We start from the raw sequence: 17,857 nt of genomic DNA, 5'->3' as shown, positions 1-17,857 counted from the left end.
ATGCAAGTACAGACGCAGTTATCTTGGTCGGAGCGAATAGCGGAGATGATTTGCCAGCAATGCGATGGAGAGGGCTATCATGTGTTTCCTTCGGAACGGTGGGCATATGTTCAGGGAATGACGTTAATGGCAATGGCACGCACTGGCAAGCAATACGGCAAGGACGAGTATGTTTCTTTTATGAAAAGACATATGGATCTGTATGTTCAGGAGGATGGTTCCATCGGAACGTATTCCCTGGAAGAGTACAACCTGGATCAGATTAATCAGGGCAAGAACCTGTTCGAATTGCTGGAAACCACCGGGGATCAGCGATACGCTGAAGCTGCGCATCTGCTCGCAGCCCAGCTCGCTGGACAGCCCCGAACGTCGGAGGGCGGATTTTGGCACAAAAAAATCTATCCGTTCCAGATGTGGCTGGATGGATTGTATATGTCGTCCCCATTCTTGGCGCATTATGCTAAGACGTTTGACCGACCTGATCTGTGGGATGAAGTGGCTCATCAGATTTTGCTAATCGAACGCAAGACGCGTGATCCGCGCACGGGTCTGCTCTATCATGGCTGGGATGAATCGAAGGAGCAGATCTGGGCCGACTCCGTAACCGGATGCTCCGCACATTTCTGGAGCCGGGCGATGGGCTGGTATGCGATGGCAATCGTGGATAGTCTGGAGCACTTCCCGATCCATCATCCGCAACGGGGCACAATCATTGGCATCTTCGAGCGCATGTGTAATGCATTGGTACGTGTACAGGAGCAGGAGAGCGGGCTCTGGTTCCAGGTGTTGGACCAGGGATTCCGCAAGGGCAATTATCTGGAAGCTTCCGGTTCAAGCATGTTTGTGTATGCCATGGCGAAGGGCGTTCGCTTGCGTTACCTTGAGCCGCATTTCAGGCAGGCCGCAGAGAAGGGATGGCAGGGACTGACGTCCCGTTTGATGGAAGAAACGGAGGAAGGCGTGAAGCTGAACGCGATCTGTCACGGGGCAGGGCTCAGTCTGGATCGGGATGGTTCATACAGTTATTATGTCGGCGAGCAGATTGTAAGCGACTCGTTTATGGGCATGGCACCGCTCTTGCTGGCTGCGCTGGAAATGGAGCGATTGCCATGAACAAACCTCTGTCACATGGATCAGATGTGGATCTGTACAGGAATGGTTACCTGGTTGCTGCGGACGGAAGCGGCGATTTTCCCACTATTCAGGCTGCCATTGATGCGATTCCGGCCGACTGCACTGAAAAGTATACGATTCGCATAAAGCCAGGCACTTATATTGAAAAACTACACATCGAGAAGCCGATGGTTCACCTCGTCGGTGCGGGAGCTGATCAGACTATCATCAGGTATGATGATTATGCGCTCAAAAAGTTCCCGAACGGGGAGTTGTATCATACCTTTCATTCGTACACGGCCTTTATTGGTGCAGATGATTTCACCGCTGAAGGACTTTCCTTCATCAACTCGGCTGGACCTGGTCGTGAGGTGGGTCAGGCGTTGGCTGTCTACGTGGATGGGGACCGGGCAGCCTTCAGGCATTGCCGATTTATAGGTCACCAGGACACGATCTTTACCGGACCGCTGCCCGAGCAGCCCATTGACCGGAGTTTCTTCGGGGGACCGCGTGACGGGGCAGAGCGGCGGAAGCTGCGCCAATATTATGAGGACTGTTACATTGAGGGCGATGTGGATTTTATTTTTGGCTCGGCTACGGCAGTGTTCCAGGGCTGTGAGATTTTTGCGAAGAATCGCTTGTGCGATGCTGCTGCTGCAGAGGGAGAAGTGAATGGCTGGATCACGGCTGCTTCCACACCAGAGGATGCACGTTATGGCTATGTGTTTATCGATTGTGACCTGACCAGCAACGCCCCCGTTCAGTCCGTATATCTAGGCAGACCGTGGCGAAATCATGCCAAAGTCTGCTTCCTGAACTGCTGGATGGGGGCGCATGTGAAGCAGGAGGGTTGGCATAACTGGAACAAGAACGATGCGGAAGCGACGGTAGCGTACTTCGAATATCATAGTGCCGGACCTGGGGCCGGAAGTGTGATGGGGAGAGTTCCGTGGGCGAAAATACTCAGTGATCAGGAAGCGGCCGAATATACTGTGCCTGTTATTTTATCCGGTGAGGATGGGTGGCAACCTTTCGAAGGTCTGCTGTCATTTGAACTAGTCTCCTCGAAGTTAAAATAAGCGTTGTAATACATCCGTTTATTTATAAAATAAAAATAAAAAAAGGCCATCTATCAAGTCTCTTAATGACTTGGTAGATGGCCTTTTTGTGCGGTATATTACATTTTTCGCCCCCCATAGAAATAATTTATCCCTTATCTCAATTGCATTTTACTGATTAAATACAGGGTGAGGATCTGTAAATTCCCTGTAAATTTGGATGATGTCTGCAAAAAAAGAATACGAGAGGGAAGGTCCATTTTGATAAGGGAAGGGAGTGAAGCGATACTCATCGTCAGACGGTTTTATAAGCTCTATAGATCGCGGATCACATGTAAGTGCACCAGTGAAGCTTTGTTTGCAAGGTGAAAATAATCTGAATACAGGAGGGATTTTGCTTGAATCAAGCTGTTCGATTCCGCCCGGTCATTACATTCGCTTTGGCATTTCTTCTGATTATTACGTGGTTTGCACCAAGAGCAGACGCCGCTGCCCAGTGGCAGGCAGGCACCGCATACAAACAAGGAGATCTAGTAACCTATTTAAATAAAGATTATGAATGTATTCAGCCCCATACGGCTTTGACCGGATGGGAGCCCTCAAATGTGCCTGCATTGTGGAAATACGTCGGGGAAGGTACGGGAGGGGGAACTCCAACTCCGGATACGACACCACCTACCGTCCCTGCAGGTTTAACCTCATCCCTCGTCACGGATACATCGGTCAATCTTACCTGGAACGCTTCCACGGACAATGTGGGCGTAACCGGATATGAAGTGTACCGGAACGGTTCTCTCGCGGCGAACACTTCAACGACTACGGCTGTAGTCACAGGACTGACAGCTGGCACCACATATGTTTTTACAGTCAAAGCAAAAGATGCGGCAGGCAATCTGTCCGCAGCAAGCACCTCTCTCAGCGTTACCACTTCCAACGGATCTTCGAATCCTGGGCCTAGCGGCAGCAAATGGCTGATCGGCTACTGGCACAACTTCGATAATGGCTCTACCAACATTAAACTGCGCAACGTTTCAACAGCTTATGATGTTATTAATGTCTCCTTTGCCGAGCCGATTTCACCCGGCAGCGGAACGCTCGCTTTTACTCCGTATAACGCTACGGTAGAAGAGTTCAAGTCGGACATTGCGTACCTTCAAAGCCAAGGGAAGAAGGTACTGATATCTATGGGGGGAGCCAATGGCACGATTGAGCTCACAGATGCGACCAAGAGACAACAGTTCGAGGATTCCCTAAAATCCATTATTTCAACTTACGGATTCAATGGTCTCGACATCGATCTTGAAGGAAGCTCCCTGTCTTTAAATGCGGGCGATACCGACTTCCGCAGTCCAACGACTCCGAAGATCGTTAACCTGATTAACGGCGTGAAAGCGCTTAAATCACACTTTGGTGCTAATTTCGTCCTGACCGCTGCACCGGAAACGGCCTATGTACAAGGCGGATATCTGAACTATGGTGGTCCTTGGGGGGCGTATCTTCCAGTGATTCATGCCTTGCGCAATGACCTGACCCTACTTCATGTGCAGCACTATAACACCGGTTCGATGGTGGGGCTGGATGGACGTTCTTACGCTCAAGGAACAGCCGATTTCCATGTCGCCATGGCCGAAATGCTGCTTCAAGGGTTTAACGTAGGCGGAAGCTCGGGTCCATTCTTTAGTCCTCTGCGCCCGGACCAGATCGCGATTGGCGTACCAGCTTCCCAGCAAGCGGCTGGAGGCGGCTATACGGCGCCAGCTGAGCTGCAAAAGGCATTGAATTATCTGATCAAAGGAGTATCATACGGCGGTTCCTATACCTTGCGCCAGCCTGCGGGCTATGCCGGTCTCAAGGGCATTATGACCTGGTCAATCAACTGGGACGCGTATACGAATAACCAGTTCTCGAACGCACATCGTCCATTCCTGAATGGGCTTAGCACGCAAAAGACAGAGGAGGTTGTGTATTAAATGATACATTTAAATAAACACACTGCTTTTAAGAAGACTGCAAAGTTTTTCCTTGGTCTGTCCCTGCTCTTATCCGTCATCGTTCCTTCCTTCGCGCTCCAACCTGCTACGGCCGAAGCAGCAGATTCTTATAAAATTGTTGGTTACTATCCGTCCTGGGCTGCGTACGGCAGAAACTATAATGTAGCTGATATCGATCCGACCAAAGTGACGCATATCAACTATGCTTTTGCTGATATTTGCTGGAACGGCATTCATGGAAATCCGGACCCTTCGGGCCCCAATCCTGTAACCTGGACCTGTCAGAATGAAAAAAGCCAAACGATCAATGTACCGAACGGAACGATTGTGCTCGGCGATCCATGGATCGATACGGGCAAGACATTTGCAGGGGATACGTGGGATCAGCCCATTGCAGGTAATATCAATCAGCTTAACAAGTTGAAACAAACTAATCCTAACCTGAAGACTATTATCTCCGTTGGAGGATGGACGTGGTCCAACCGTTTCTCTGATGTAGCCGCGACTGCTGCAACTCGAGAGGTCTTTGCGAACTCTGCTGTTGACTTCCTGCGGAAGTACAATTTTGACGGGGTAGATCTGGACTGGGAGTACCCGGTATCAGGCGGTCTCGATGGTAACAGCAAACGTCCTGAAGATAAGCAAAACTACACATTGCTCCTGAGCAAAATCCGTGAAAAATTGGATGCAGCGGGAGCTGTGGACGGCAAGAAGTATCTGCTTACGATTGCAAGCGGTGCATCTGCGACCTATGCTTCCAATACGGAGCTTGCAAAAATTGCTGCCATCGTCGACTGGATTAACATTATGACATACGATTTTAACGGGGCTTGGCAAAAAATCAGCGCACATAATGCGCCGTTGAACTATGATCCTGCAGCTTCAGCCGCTGGCGTGCCAGATGCCAATACATTTAATGTGGCAGCCGGAGCACAAGGGCATCTGGATGCAGGTGTACCGGCCGCTAAACTCGTGCTTGGTGTTCCATTCTACGGTCGTGGCTGGGATGGATGCGCACAAGCAGGCAACGGACAGTATCAGACGTGCACGGGTGGTTCTTCCGTTGGAACATGGGAAGCAGGCTCTTTTGATTTCTACGATCTGGAAGCCAATTACATCAACAAAAACGGGTACACGCGTTACTGGAATGACACAGCCAAAGTGCCATATCTCTATAATGCGTCCAACAAGCGCTTTATCAGCTATGACGATGCGGAGTCCGTTGGATATAAAACGGCTTATATCAAGAGCAAAGGACTCGGCGGAGCGATGTTCTGGGAGCTCAGCGGTGACCGTAACAAAACACTTCAAAACAAACTGAAAGCCGATCTGCCTACTGGAGGTACAGTGCCACCAGTAGATACGACGGCACCAAGCGTACCCGGGAATGCTCGTTCGACAGGTGTGACGGCAAACTCTGTAACGTTGGCTTGGAATGCTTCAACGGATAATGTAGGGGTTACCGGTTATAACGTCTATAATGGCGCTAATCTTGCGACATCGGTTACCGGAACGACAGCAACAATCAGCGGACTTACAGCGGGTACTTCCTATACCTTCACGGTAAAAGCAAAAGATGCAGCAGGTAATCTGTCTGCAGCCAGTAATGCTGTAACTGTAAGCACAACGGCTCAGCCGGGAGGTGATACGCAAGCGCCAACTGCACCAACGAACCTTGCGTCGACGGCACAAACCACATCCAGCATAACGCTGAGTTGGTCGGCATCCACTGACAATGTGGGTGTAACGGGTTATGACGTGTACAACGGAACGACACTGGCAACAACGGTAACCGGTACGACGGCAACGATCAGCGGACTTGCTGCGGATACCTCGTATACATTTACGGTAAAAGCAAAGGATGCGGCAGGCAACGTGTCTGCAGCGAGCAACGCGGTGAGTGTGAAGACAGCCGCCGAAACGACAAATCCTGGTGTATCCGCATGGCAGGTCAACACAGCTTATACTGCGGGACAACTGGTCACATATAGCGGCAAGACGTATAAATGTTTGCAGCCCCACACCTCCTTGTCAGGATGGGAACCATCCAACGTTCCTGCCTTGTGGCAGCTTCAATAGTTAAAAATTGAAATACAACATTTTTAATTGAAATGTGCAGTGTTGGCGAGCTTAGTTAGTGGAAAGAGAATATGACACATGGATTGTTTCTCGGCGCTAAACAGAAGAAGATAAGAAAAGGGAAGACCAAAAACCACCGGCTCTTGATCCGGTGGTTTTTGGCTATGGTATGTCAAAGCAGGCTCCAACAAGGCTTTGCCCTACTTAGTTTATCTAGAGGAAATATACTCCGACATAATTAGAATCATCAATTAGAAATCAAAGTTGTCAGGATCAGGTCCAACGCGAACATCTTCGTTCAGGGCGCTAATACGCTCCATCTCATCATTGGACAATTCAAAGTCGAAGATGGAAGAGTTCTCGACAATACGTTTTTCCTTGGTAGACTTGGGAATGGTGATGACACCGTTTTGCAAGTCCCAGCGCAGGATGACTTGTGCTACCGATTTACCTTTTGCAGTGGCAATTTCGGTCAGAACCGGATTGTCCAGAAGTTGACCCTGCATGAGCGGCGACCAAGCTTCCAATTGAATTCCGTTTTTCTCACAGAATGCTTTAAGTGGAGCTTGAGTCAGACGAGGGTGGTACTCTACCTGATTAATTGCTGGCTTCACTTCAGCATCCTGCAACAGATCTTCAAGATGATGAATCTGGAAGTTGCTGACGCCAATGGCTTTAATGCGGCCTGCTTTGTACAGCTGCTCCATCGCTTTCCATGCGCCTTTGTATCTCCCTGCTTTTGGCCAGTGAATTAGATACAGGTCCAGGTATTCCAGTCCAAGTTTGTTCAGCGTTGTCTCATATGCCGCAAGCGTCTCATCATATCCGAGGTCTGCGTTCCACACTTTGGACGTAATGAACAATTCTTCACGTTTCAGATTATTCTCTCTCAATGCCTCGGCAATCGCTTGGCCTACACCGGATTCGTTGCCGTATATAGCAGCTGTATCAATACTGCGGTAACCGTGAGCAATGGCTTGTTTAACGGCCTCGATTAATTCAGCTCCTTCTTCTACCTTAAATACGCCCAGTCCGAACCAAGGCATATGAACGCCGTTATTTAAAGCTACTGTGGATTGTAAATGTTGTGCTGTCATGTGAAGTCCTCCTCATATTATGAATCAAAATGATAGTAACGATGTTAAACGATAAATTCTAGTTTCCTTCATTAAGTCATAGTAGATTAAATTCGAATTAACGTATTATACTAGATTAAAATAAAGGCGAAACCGGTTCCGAGTTGCAGCTTCAACCTAGGAAAGACGCGTGTTTAGGCTGATATCTGACCGAACCTCCTAACCTGTCTTACGACTCTGATGGGGAATAGGGATGTTTACGATCAAGCGCTCTTGCCCAACCAGTCAGAAGAACAGCAGCCAGAACCATAATTGCACCAACCCATGTGGTATGAATCAGACCGATGGAATCTGTGATTACACCGCCCAAATATGCACCTATTGCGATACCTGCGTTAAAGGCTGCGATGTTGAAGGCGGAGGCGACGTCTTTGGCTTGTGGAGCATAACGTTCTGCGAGCGTCACGACGTACGTCTGAAGCCCTGGCACATTCATGAAGGCAAGCAGACCCATGCCGAGTATCGTGAGTAACGCTGCCAGCTTAAATGGAACTGTGAAATACAGTATGCCCAGAATAACGGTCTGGATGATAAACATATAGAAGAGTGCTCTGAGCGGATTGCGGTTGGCGGCTTTCCCCCCGATAATATTGCCGATAGCAATGGCGATCCCGTACAGCAGCAGAATTCCCGCGACCGTTTTCTCGGAATACCCGCTGATATCATGCAATAGTGGGGACAGATAAGTGAATACCACAAACGTTCCCCCATATCCCACGGCGGTAATGGCAAAAGCCAGCAGCAACCGTCCGCCTGTTACCAGCTTCAGTTGTTCTCGGAAGGCAGTTCGCGTTCCGCGTTGCAACGTGGATGGCACGAGAAGCATGTTGCCGATAAAGGCCACAACACCTACGACAACGATAAGAATGAAAGCTGCGCGCCATCCCCAGTTTTGACCGATGAGTGTACCCAGGGGTACACCAGTTACTGTAGCAATGGTCAAACCAGAGAACATGATGGCAATAGCGCTCGCCCGTCGGTTTGCAGGAACCAGGTCTGCCGCAATGGTGGAACCAATGGACATGAACACTCCGTGTGCCAAGGCGGAGACAATTCGCGCAATGAGCAGCATGGTAATTCCACTCGAGAGCGCCGCCATGGTGTTACCAGCGATGAAAACAACCATAATGGCAAGCAGCAGCGTCTTGCGTGACACCGTTGACGTCAATGATGTCAGAATCGGTGCCCCGAAGGTTACGCCTAATGCATATAAAGTAACGGTCAGTCCCGCTGTCGTTACGGAAATGCCCAGGTCATCTGCAATAAGGGGCAGCAGACCAACGCTGATAAATTCAGTGGTGCCGATGGCAAACGCACTGATTGCCAGCGCCAGCAGTGCCCAGGTACTGCGTTTTGAATCATGTAACATGTCTTGTTCAACTCCCCAGAATGTAGATTTACGTACCGGCAAATGCTATTATGAGTTATTCGACATAAAATGAATAGTACGTACTTTTTAGTACCCTACGTACTTTTTAGTGCCTATATAGCAATTGCTTTTATGAATAACAATTTCCGGGAGGACATTCAGCATGATCAGAAAGAAGTATAATATTTCAGTTGAAGCGACACTTGAAGTCATCGGTGGCAAGTGGAAATGCGTTATCCTCTGCCATCTGACACACGGGAAGAAACGCACTAGTGATCTCAAACGTATTATGCCCGCAATTACGCAGAAAATGTTAACACAGCAGCTGAGGGAGCTTGAAGATGACGGGATTGTGAACCGCATTGTGTATAATCAGGTACCTCCCAAGGTGGAGTATGAACTGAGTGAGTATGGCCGAAGTTTGGAACCGATTCTGAATGCCCTTTGTAACTGGGGAGATCAGCACATTATTAAGGAATACGGAGACAAATTCTCAGTGTTAGAGGATAATGGGTTAAATGATTTTAACACGGACAATAAGGAGCTGATGAAGCCGTGAACTATGAAATTCTATATGATGGTGCATTTGCGATGCTTAAGGTGCAATTGCAACGGGGAGAACGGTTCAAGGCAGAAAGCGGGGCCATGGTATCCATGACACCAACCGTTGACTTGAAGGGATCTGCTGAAGGCGGTATGTTTGCCGGATTCGGACGAATGATCAGCGGCGAGAAATTCTTTTTTCAGGAATTAACGGCTGCAGGGGGATCTGCGGAAATTCTGTTGTCACCCTCCAGCATGGGGGATGTGGAGGCGATTGAACTGGATGGCTCCTATTCGCTCTACGTACAGAAAGATGGTTTTCTGGCCGGAACGGAAGGCATCCAGGTGAATACCAAAATGCAAAACTTGAAGAAAGGTCTCTTCTCGGGAGAGGGTTTCTTTATTATAGAGATCAGTGGGCGAGGAACAGTGTTCCTATCATCCTATGGTGCAATCCATGCGATTAATCTGGCTGCGGGTGAAGAAGTGATCGTGGATAATGCCCACTTGGTCGCATGGCCCAATTATATGAATTATCGCATTGAGAAAGCTTCACAAGGTTGGTTATCTAGCGTGACCAGTGGAGAAGGATTGGTATGCCGATTTCGAGGTGAAGGTACAGTCCTGATCCAGAGCCGTAATCCGCATGGATTTGGTCAATGGGTCAAGCAATTTATTCCTTCACGCTAATGTTTTCCGCTGAAAATGTACAACGTTGAAACGCATGCGTTCCGACAATCGTTATAAGATAGGATGAAGCTCAAGGTGTAATGATGGAGGTATATGAGATGGAAAGCTCACGGTATAAAAATGCTCAGGAAAGTCCGGGGTATCTGCTATGGCAGGTTACTACGATGTGGCAAAAGGAAATACGCAGGGTGCTCGAGCCTCTGGAATTAACACAACCCCAATTTGTATTATTGCATGCCTGTGTGTGGCTCAATGAACGCGATACAGAGGGTAAGGGGGTAACTCAGGTCCAGCTTGCGCAATTTGCCAATGTGGATGTTAACGTTACTTCTCAAGTGCTCCGTGCTCTTGAAAAGAGAGAGTTAATAACTCGCAAGCGTCATCTTACCGATACCCGTGCGAATATTATTACAACAACGCCGGAAGGAACTCGCTTGGCGCTTGAAGGTATTCATCTTGTTGAAGCCGCGGACAAGGTGTTCTTTGATGTGTTAAGTGATCGTAAGGATGAATACATGGAAATCATGCAGGAATTTATCCAACATAAAACAGATGTTTAATTCATAGAAAGATTTTTTCTATGCTTTATTAGACTACAGAGTGTAGTGAAGTTGTACCTCCCAGACTTTTTAGCCGGGAGGTTTTTTGTATTGATTCAATTAATCCGATAAGTCGCAAATGGCTTACCATGACGGAAAGAGTCGCTGAGTTGATCGAGCTGCGAGATTATATCATCGGTCAGTTTCATGTCCAGGCTAGCCAGATTATGCTCCAGCTGTTCCGTGCTCGTTGCCCCAACGATAACCGTCGAAACAGCAGGGCGTGCCAGCAGCCATGCAAGCGACAGGACACTTGGAGAGCAGCCATACGCCGATGCCTTTTCGCTGACCTGCTCACCTAATTTAATATTGTGTTCCAGCAGGAAACGATTGAAGGCCGGATCGGTATCCGCTCTGGAACCGGAAGGCACGCCCGCTTCACCGTTGTATTTGCCTGTCAGAATGCCACCAGCCAGCGGGAAATATGGAATGATACCTACGCCTTGATCAAGACACATCGGTACAAGTTCAAGCTCAGGTGTGCGATCAGCCAGAGAGTAGCTGGTTTGGGTCGAGATATAACGTACATATCCTTTTAGCTCGCTGGTACCAAGGGCTTTCATCAGCTCCCAGGCTACATAGTTGGAAGCTCCGATATAGCGGACTTTGCCGGAAGTGACCATATCGTCCAATGTGCGCAGCGTCTCATCCAGCGGGGTGTGCGGATCAAAGGTATGGATCTGATACAGATCCACATAGTCCGTTTGCAGACGCCGCAGGCTATGTTCAAGCTCTTGCTGCAAATGATAGCGGGAGGAACCGCGCCCATGGGGACCCTCATGCCGGGGAAGTCCGGCTTTGGTAGCAAGCACAGCGTTTTCCCGTCTGCCCTTCAAGGCTTGTCCAATAATCCGCTCCGATTCTGTTCCGGCGTAGATGTTGGCGGTATCGATAAAATTGATTCCCTGATCCAGTGCCGCATGAATAATGCGGATAGAAGTTGGGTCATCCGCCCGTTTACCAAAGGCATTGGTGCCGAGTCCAAGTGCGGAAACGCGCAGACCGCTATTCCCCAAACGTCGATATTCCATCGTTCATCGCTCCTTCTGTGTCATTTCTTGTATAGCAGATTATAACGTAATCTATTGAAAACGTGTTATTAATATAGTTAAATGATTCTAAGACCGTTATTAAAGGAGATATGATGGAGAACAGTGCCGCACATTTAACCAGACGGAAGCCGAAGAAACCGAAGAAGAGATGGAAGAAACCTTTGATTATCATCCTGAGTACTTTAATTGTGCTGGGGGGACTCGGATTTATCTATCAAAAGCAACTCGTTGTGTTTGCATTTAACCTGTTTGCTTCGGAAACCGTAAAGGAAACGCTCGATGAATCCTTCAAGCCTGTTGGCGATAAGGATGCACCTGTTGTAGAACATACCGATCCATTCTCGCTGTTGTTGTTAGGAATTGATCAACGGGATAACGAACCAAGCCGTTCGGATACCATGATCTATTCTGTTGTGCGTCCGGAAGAAAATAAAGTGTTGCTGCTGTCGATTCCACGTGACTCCTACACCGATATTATCGGCCGGGATGTAAAGTCGAAGATTAATTCAGCCTATGCGCATGGTGAAGCCAAGATGGCGATGGATACCGTAGAGCATTTGTTGGAAAACAAAGTCGATTTCTATGCCGCGATTAATTTTAACGGACTCAAGGATATTGTTGATGCGGTTGGCGGTGTTGAATTGCCGATTAAGAAAAATATTGAGAACAAATTGAAAACGCATGAGAAGCTGTTTGTTGAAGCGAACAAACCGATCTACAGCGGCGAAGAAGCGCTGGGCTATGTCCGTTACCGGGAAGATTCCGATTTCAATCGGACGATGCGGCACCGTCTTTTTCTAAGTGCCTTCATGAATCGTGCGCTTGAGGTCAAAAACCTGACCAAGATCCCGGACGTTATCCAAATCGCCGGATCGAATTTTACAACCAACATGAACTCGGATTTCATCGTGAAATTTGCCGAGTCTCTATATATGAAAGACAGCACGCCAACAATCAGCAATTACATGCTGAAGGGTGAAGGCGCAACACGCAGCGGCACATGGTACTATGATTTGTCAGAGAGTGATCTGCAATATGTACGGACCCTGCTCGCGAACTGGCTGGACCCGGATACCACCGAAATTATGGAGCCGGAGACGGCGGATACGAAAGATCCGGCGTAAGCAAGTATCCGAGGCTCAGTAAGATGACCTGAAGTTGTATACGTGTGTAGAATGACTATATCAATGAATGAGAGTCCTGGGAGCTGATGCTTCCCGGGCTTTTTTTTATGTAAGCTTTTTGAAAAAATCCCGTAACGACTTCCAATCCGCAGAAAACGGTTGAATGATTCTATTCCTTAAACCCCATTTTATGGCATACATATAGTAAAATATAGGGAATGAATTCAACATCAACCAACGGAGGAAGCTCATGAAAGAGTTCAAGGATCGGCTTCACCAGGTTCAGGAGCAGCAGAAGCAGCTGGTAAAGGAATATAATGCTCTGCTTCAGGACTATCAATCCGATGACCTGATCGTGCAGAACGAACAACTGCGAACGCAATATGAAGCGCACCAACTCAAGCTGCAACAGCTTGAAGTACGCACACGGAAAATGGAAGAGGAGAATGCCCGTCTTCGCATGGCTCTATCCGAACAGATGCTGGATGAGAAATTGAATCTCATTCGTGTATCCCAGGAGAAGATGGAGACCTACTTTCGGGGAAAGACGAGTGTACATAATGATCGGCTCGTGGCGCATGAGCACCGCGCCAAAGTGAATTTGAATGCCATATTCAACCGAGCTTCAGAGGAACTTCAGGGTGACGCCAATGAGATGAAGGAAAGAATTGCTCATCTGGCTGCTGAGGTGCAGGAACGTATTGCATTGCATAGGCAGACCCTGTGGGAGAGGGAAGAGGCGCTGCGCGGACAGATGCAACAAGGATATGAGCATATGGCAGAAGAAGGCTTAAGCGAAGAGACCATTCAGCGGCGCATTCGCCAGAATCGGATGGAGATGAAGATTGGCCTGAGCTGGATCAACAAGGTCGCCATCCTGCTGATCATTCTTGGCGTTGGTGCAGCCTTTCAGTACTCCTACAAGACCTGGTTCAGCGATGAGGTGAAAGGCGTAGCGTTCTTCCTGCTTGGTGCGCTTATGCTTGCCGGGGGTGAGTGGCTGTTCCGGCGTAAAAGACAGACGTTCGCGATGGGGCTGCTGGGAGGTGGGATTTCCGTTCTATTTGGCTCGATCTTCTACAGTTACTTTTTACTGCATATTATCGGGTTATATACGGGACTTGCCTTGTCGGTGTTGGTTTCGGCCATATCCGTGCTGCTATCGTTGAGGTATCAGTCCAGGACCATCTGCTCACTTGGTTTGGTTGGAGGATATCTGCCGTTAATCTCCTATGTGGCCTATTTCGGCCTTCAAGGCTCGGCTGTGTATGTGGCCATGATTTATCTGTTGCTCCTGAACGGAATTATTGTATGGATTTCATTTGGCAAACGGTGGCCAATCGTGCACTATATCAGTTTTCTGTTCAACACACCGTCCATGCTCATCCTGTTATGGCTCTCACCAAGTGAGAAGATCGGCATGGTGTATTCCATTGTGACATTTGCATTATATCTCGGCATTACACTGGCGTATCCGTTTAAACATCGGGTGAAGTTAACCTGGTGGGACTTTGCACTGCTCGCCATGAATACGAGCATCAGCTGCCTGATGTTATATGTATTGTTCGATGCAGCGGGCTGGAATGACGCACAAGGTTTGCTTGCTCTGATTTTTGCTCTGGTCTATTTCGGGCTCGCCCGTTTTATCCAGCAGAGGATGCCTCAGGAAAAGCAGACCCTTCTATTGTTCTACGTGACTTCACTGACCTTTGCCATTCTGATTATACCGTTCCAGTTTGGTGCGAAGTGGCTGTCTATGGGCTGGCTGATCGAAGGAATTCTGTTGGTTACGCTCGGACATCTGAAGCGGTTCAAGTTGGTGGAACGTGCTGGATGGGGAATCGTGCTTCTGTGCATGTTCACCTTTGTGTACTATGACGTGCTGGTGCTGTTCATCATGGGGGAGCAATCCTATTTCATGCTAAAATACTCCTGCATCACGCTGGGTGCGCTGCTTATTACACTCTATTACGCCTTGGATCGCAACGGCTCCCTATCCGGAGAGAAATATCATTATAGCCAGATAGAGCTTGGCTTTTTGAATGCATTCAAGTACATCACACTCGCCAATCTGTGGTTATATGTGCTGTATGAATCGAATGAATTGTATATGAAAGCAGTTGATGACTCATTCCTGTTATACCTGTTCTACAAATGGCTGATGTTCGCTGCGCTGACCATTGCCATGGCCTATGGATTGAGTAAAGTGAGGCTTTTGCGTGATCGGATCGTGCAGGGTTACATCGTCTTCCTGCATGCGGTGGGCTGTTGTATTGCACTGGCAGTAACGTTATCCATGCCGGCACTTCAGCCGGATGTTCAGCAGCACACAGCGGCTGAAGTCGTAGGTTTACTCGTATTAATTATCTTTAATGTGGGCGTGTTTTTTGCAGGAAGGGATCTGCTGATCACGGCAATCCGCGGGCAGTTCAAGAGCGTTGAATGGTATCCGGTGATCGCAGGGTTCTATCTGCTGGGTGTCATCACCATGTTCTTGACGGTCCAGTTCCATTGGGGAGATGTAGGGCTGATGTTCAGCCTAATCTATCTGCTGCTTGCGATCCTGTATATCGCCTACGGGTTCCGAAGAAAATATGTGATGATTCGGCGCCTCGGTCTGGGCCTGACGTTATTTTCCACCGGGAAAATGGTGTTCTATGATGTGGGATTGCTTACATCGGGCAGCAAGATCATTGCCTATTTCAGCTTTGGCATACTGCTGCTTGGCATTTCTTATCTGTATCAGAAGGTGTCGAGTCGGATGGAGGAAATTCAGGCTAGAGAGATAGAACAGTCTAATGAATCCGATCTGCCGTAGGATAAAAAACCAATTTCAGGATATTCGATACATCATTCACAATTTTTGGGGGGAGGGATACAACATGGGATTTGATCTGAGTATCATGTTATGGCAATTATTATGGATTGCTGGCTCTGTAGCTCTTATTGTGTATGGGTGGAGGAAACTTGGTATCAGAAAAAAGCGGCGCTGAGGGCGGGGGATGCCGTTGCAACATCGCTTTTGACATAAGTCATTATCGGATGAACTGATTGGTATCCATATCATAAATATGCATTAAAATGAGGCTCTTGAGCGCTGGTTTTTAGCGTCCAGGGGCCTTATTCTGATGAACGGATTATGATCTGAACCTCATTCAGAATAGCATGACCCAGCATAAGATGACATTCGTGAAACGTTTTTTCTGTTGATCACGTTATAATAGAGTATACTTACGGCTGGGTATTCAGTTGCAACCATGAAGTTTCGGTTGTGGTTGTGCCTTTCAGTGATTCTCCGTGATCATCATTGATGCGGGAGAGCACTGTTAATGTAATGGATAGGGTGAAGGCGAGCAGCACATATATGAAAATGTTTTTTTTGTTCATGATGAGGGACCTCTCTTGTTGATTGGGCTAGGGCATGGATACGACTGTTATGAGAAAAAAGGCACAACGTCTGGTATAGTAGAGAAAAGCATATAACGATGCCTGTATACACTATATAAATTATTATGGATGCAAACAATGGAACAAATCTGATGAATTTATCATTATTTATGAACGGGACGCTCATAGAGATAGAGTGATATTTGAAGGTGGGAGAATAACATGCGGGAGACGGCAAAAATCGTCATTCGTACGCCAGGGCAGGAAAGTGACGGTTCGTTCGCTTATGTCAGCCAGGGGCGTTCTATTACAGTGGGGCGTTATACGGGTGGAGATGAACTGGACTTGTCTGTCTACAATCAGTTGATATCGAAGCGGCATTGCCGCATTCATTATGATGTGCAGCAGCAACTTTGGATTGAGGATCTGGATAGCAAAAATGGAACGGAATTGAACGGGCATCGCCTCGTTCCTTATGAGAAATACCCATTTGCCGAAGGAGACAGCTTGACCCTGGTCAACGGCTTGATTCAGCTTCGCGTAGAAGGGGACCTCGAAGAAACGAGAGAATATCGGCTATCTGACCTGCTGGGCGAGGGCGTGCGTTTACAGGATCACCTGCAAACGGTGCAGATTGGAGAAGTGGAGATTCCACTGTCCAAGAAAGAGTACCAACTGTTCAAGCTATTGTACAGCCAGTTGGATCACTTTGTGACACGGGAGCAGATTGTTGGCCAAGTGTGGCCGGAGCGAAGCATGCTGGAGAGTGAACCGGTAGGCATTGACGAGATTAACTCGCTGATCTACCGGACGAATCGCAAGCTGGGCGTACATTTTACAATCAAATCGGTGTACAAAAAGGGTGTATACATGAAGTCCCATGTGCCGGACTGAATGCGTGGAATGAGCAGCGGGATGGAATGGAGATACAGCCAAAATAGAATAACAAGAAGGAAGCTTCTGTCAGGTTTTTTAGACCTGGGGAAGCTTCTTTTGTTATGATGAAAGTGCAAATGCCACCTCTTAATTAAAATCCAAAGGGTTGAGGTTATGTTCATATTTCAATTTATCCCATGGCTGATTGCTGTGGTGACACTTATATCGGTAGTATCCATCGTGCTGGTCAGTTGGAAAAATGGAATCTCACCGATGCCCACATCCAGCATCGTCAGGCAGGCAGTCATTCAAGAGGTCAACCGTATTCGCGGTTACGGTGACGTGATTGAAGCAGGCTCCGGCTGGGGAACGCTCGCACTGGACGTAGTGAGGCATTGTCCAGGCAAACGGCTAACGGGTATTGAGAATTCAATTGTTCCCTTATGGGCCTCCCAACTGATTGCTTTTCTAAGTGTCCGTTTACGGCGAGCGAAGGGAAAGCGCCACTCTCTGGAGGGACGGTTGCGATTCATCCGTGGCAACATCTATACCAGTTCATATGAACACGCAGATTGCGTCATCTGTTATTTGTTTCCTGGAGCAATGAATCGACTCGTCGACAAGTTCACTCGGGAGCTGCCTCCGGGAGCAAAGGTGATTAGCGTCTGTTTTGCATTGCCAGGCAAGGTACCGCTACGGACAATCACATGCCGGGACACGTTGCGTACCAAGGTGTATGTATATACGTTTTGAGTACTAACAAACCTACCGCATATTAAAAGGTGAATAATTAAGGAATGCAGCATTTAATGAACATCAGCAACGTTATTCCTTCATCCA

The 17,857-nt window shown here is 48.0% G+C and carries 15 protein-coding genes; 11 read left to right on the top strand and 4 right to left on the bottom strand.

Going from position 1 to position 17,857, the window contains the following annotated elements:
* The 4 genes from BLV50_RS18085 to BLV50_RS18070 all read left to right on the top strand — a co-directional run bounded on the left by BLV50_RS18085 (position 1) and on the right by BLV50_RS18070 (position 6,241).
* Positions 1-1,113, top strand: coding sequence for a glycoside hydrolase family 88/105 protein (locus BLV50_RS18085; RefSeq protein ID WP_072733810.1), 1,113 nt, complete (start codon positions 1-3; stop codon positions 1,111-1,113).
* Positions 1,110-2,192, top strand: coding sequence for a pectinesterase family protein (locus tag BLV50_RS18080; RefSeq protein ID WP_072733809.1), 1,083 nt, complete (start codon positions 1,110-1,112; stop codon positions 2,190-2,192). Before BLV50_RS18085 ends, BLV50_RS18080 begins: the two co-directional genes overlap by 4 nt.
* Before the next feature lie 377 nt (positions 2,193-2,569).
* Positions 2,570-4,141, top strand: a complete 1,572-nt coding sequence (locus BLV50_RS18075; protein WP_090809204.1) for a chitinase — start codon at positions 2,570-2,572, stop codon at positions 4,139-4,141.
* On the top strand, positions 4,142-6,241 hold the full coding sequence (locus BLV50_RS18070) for a glycosyl hydrolase family 18 protein (RefSeq protein WP_083584689.1): 2,100 nt from the start codon (positions 4,142-4,144) through the stop codon (positions 6,239-6,241).
* Between the two features lie 251 nt (positions 6,242-6,492).
* Here BLV50_RS18070 and BLV50_RS18065 read toward each other — a convergent pair whose 3' ends face one another.
* Together BLV50_RS18065 and BLV50_RS18060 are read right to left on the bottom strand one after the other, a co-directional pair.
* Positions 6,493-7,338 carry an aldo/keto reductase gene (locus BLV50_RS18065; protein ID WP_072733807.1) on the bottom strand — a complete coding sequence of 282 codons (846 nt, stop codon included), beginning with the start codon at positions 7,336-7,338 and terminating at the stop codon, positions 6,493-6,495.
* Between the two features lie 208 nt (positions 7,339-7,546).
* Positions 7,547-8,746: an MFS transporter gene (locus BLV50_RS18060; protein WP_072733806.1), complete on the bottom strand. Its 1,200-nt coding sequence runs from the start codon at positions 8,744-8,746 to the stop codon at positions 7,547-7,549.
* A 163-nt stretch (positions 8,747-8,909) separates the two neighbouring features.
* Here BLV50_RS18060 and BLV50_RS18055 point away from each other — a divergent pair, with 163 nt between their 5' ends.
* From BLV50_RS18055 to BLV50_RS18045, 3 genes are all read left to right on the top strand, one after another.
* Positions 8,910-9,305: a winged helix-turn-helix transcriptional regulator gene (locus BLV50_RS18055; RefSeq protein ID WP_063567750.1), complete on the top strand. Its 396-nt coding sequence runs from the start codon at positions 8,910-8,912 to the stop codon at positions 9,303-9,305.
* Positions 9,302-9,979, top strand: a complete 678-nt coding sequence (locus BLV50_RS18050; protein WP_063567751.1) for a TIGR00266 family protein — start codon at positions 9,302-9,304, stop codon at positions 9,977-9,979. Before BLV50_RS18055 ends, BLV50_RS18050 begins: the two co-directional genes overlap by 4 nt.
* Positions 9,980-10,077: 98 nt before the next feature.
* Entirely contained in the window at positions 10,078-10,539 is a 462-nt protein-coding gene (locus tag BLV50_RS18045) for a MarR family winged helix-turn-helix transcriptional regulator (protein WP_063567752.1), read from the top strand.
* A gap of 95 nt (positions 10,540-10,634) precedes the next feature.
* On the opposite strand, the gene BLV50_RS18040 is transcribed toward BLV50_RS18045, so the two are convergent.
* Positions 10,635-11,609 (bottom strand): aldo/keto reductase, encoded by a 975-nt coding sequence (locus BLV50_RS18040; protein WP_090809202.1) that lies wholly within the window; start codon positions 11,607-11,609, stop codon positions 10,635-10,637.
* Between the two features lie 113 nt (positions 11,610-11,722).
* On the opposite strand from BLV50_RS18040, the gene BLV50_RS18035 reads away from it, so the two are divergent.
* Positions 11,723-12,754, top strand: coding sequence for an LCP family protein (locus BLV50_RS18035; protein ID WP_072733804.1), 1,032 nt, complete (start codon positions 11,723-11,725; stop codon positions 12,752-12,754).
* 250 nt (positions 12,755-13,004) lie between these two features.
* Complete coding sequence (locus BLV50_RS18030) at positions 13,005-15,572, top strand: DUF2339 domain-containing protein (RefSeq protein ID WP_090809200.1); 2,568 nt, start codon at positions 13,005-13,007, stop codon at positions 15,570-15,572.
* 413 nt (positions 15,573-15,985) lie between these two features.
* Here BLV50_RS18030 and BLV50_RS32830 read toward each other — a convergent pair whose 3' ends face one another.
* Complete coding sequence (locus BLV50_RS32830) at positions 15,986-16,141, bottom strand: hypothetical protein (protein ID WP_170867836.1); 156 nt, start codon at positions 16,139-16,141, stop codon at positions 15,986-15,988.
* A gap of 222 nt (positions 16,142-16,363) precedes the next feature.
* On the opposite strand from BLV50_RS32830, the gene BLV50_RS18025 reads away from it, so the two are divergent.
* The gene (locus tag BLV50_RS18025; protein ID WP_090809198.1) at positions 16,364-17,035 is read left to right on the top strand and encodes an FHA domain-containing protein; all 672 of its coding nucleotides are present in this window, start codon (positions 16,364-16,366) and stop codon (positions 17,033-17,035) included.
* Positions 17,036-17,191: 156 nt separating this feature from the next.
* On the top strand, positions 17,192-17,770 hold the full coding sequence (locus BLV50_RS18020) for a class I SAM-dependent methyltransferase (protein ID WP_090809196.1): 579 nt from the start codon (positions 17,192-17,194) through the stop codon (positions 17,768-17,770).
* Positions 17,771-17,857 lie beyond the last annotated feature (87 nt).

The organism is Paenibacillus sp. 276b (assembly GCF_900107875.1).
GTDB lineage: Bacteria > Bacillota > Bacilli > Paenibacillales > Paenibacillaceae > Paenibacillus > Paenibacillus marchantiae.
The sequence above is the reverse complement of the archived record's forward strand: the minus strand, read 5'-3'. Positions and strand labels throughout refer to the sequence as shown.

Excerpts from the sequence above, each read along its gene's own strand:
- BLV50_RS18025 (WP_090809198.1), top strand. The coding sequence starts at position 16,364 with ATGCGGGAGACGGCAAAAATCGTCATTCGTACGCCAGGGCAGGAAAGT.
- BLV50_RS18020 (WP_090809196.1), top strand. The coding sequence starts at position 17,192 with ATGTTCATATTTCAATTTATCCCATGGCTGATTGCTGTGGTGACACTT.
- BLV50_RS18030 (WP_090809200.1), top strand. The coding sequence starts at position 13,005 with ATGAAAGAGTTCAAGGATCGGCTTCACCAGGTTCAGGAGCAGCAGAAG.
- BLV50_RS18070 (WP_083584689.1), top strand. The coding sequence starts at position 4,142 with ATGATACATTTAAATAAACACACTGCTTTTAAGAAGACTGCAAAGTTT.
- BLV50_RS18080 (WP_072733809.1), top strand. The coding sequence starts at position 1,110 with ATGAACAAACCTCTGTCACATGGATCAGATGTGGATCTGTACAGGAAT.
- BLV50_RS18055 (WP_063567750.1), top strand. The coding sequence starts at position 8,910 with ATGATCAGAAAGAAGTATAATATTTCAGTTGAAGCGACACTTGAAGTC.
- BLV50_RS32830 (WP_170867836.1), bottom strand. The coding sequence starts at position 16,141 with ATGAACAAAAAAAACATTTTCATATATGTGCTGCTCGCCTTCACCCTA.
- BLV50_RS18065 (WP_072733807.1), bottom strand. The coding sequence starts at position 7,338 with ATGACAGCACAACATTTACAATCCACAGTAGCTTTAAATAACGGCGTT.
- BLV50_RS18035 (WP_072733804.1), top strand. The coding sequence starts at position 11,723 with ATGGAGAACAGTGCCGCACATTTAACCAGACGGAAGCCGAAGAAACCG.
- BLV50_RS18060 (WP_072733806.1), bottom strand. The coding sequence starts at position 8,746 with ATGTTACATGATTCAAAACGCAGTACCTGGGCACTGCTGGCGCTGGCA.
- BLV50_RS18040 (WP_090809202.1), bottom strand. The coding sequence starts at position 11,609 with ATGGAATATCGACGTTTGGGGAATAGCGGTCTGCGCGTTTCCGCACTT.
- BLV50_RS18085 (WP_072733810.1), top strand. The coding sequence starts at position 1 with ATGCAAGTACAGACGCAGTTATCTTGGTCGGAGCGAATAGCGGAGATG.
- BLV50_RS18045 (WP_063567752.1), top strand. The coding sequence starts at position 10,078 with ATGGAAAGCTCACGGTATAAAAATGCTCAGGAAAGTCCGGGGTATCTG.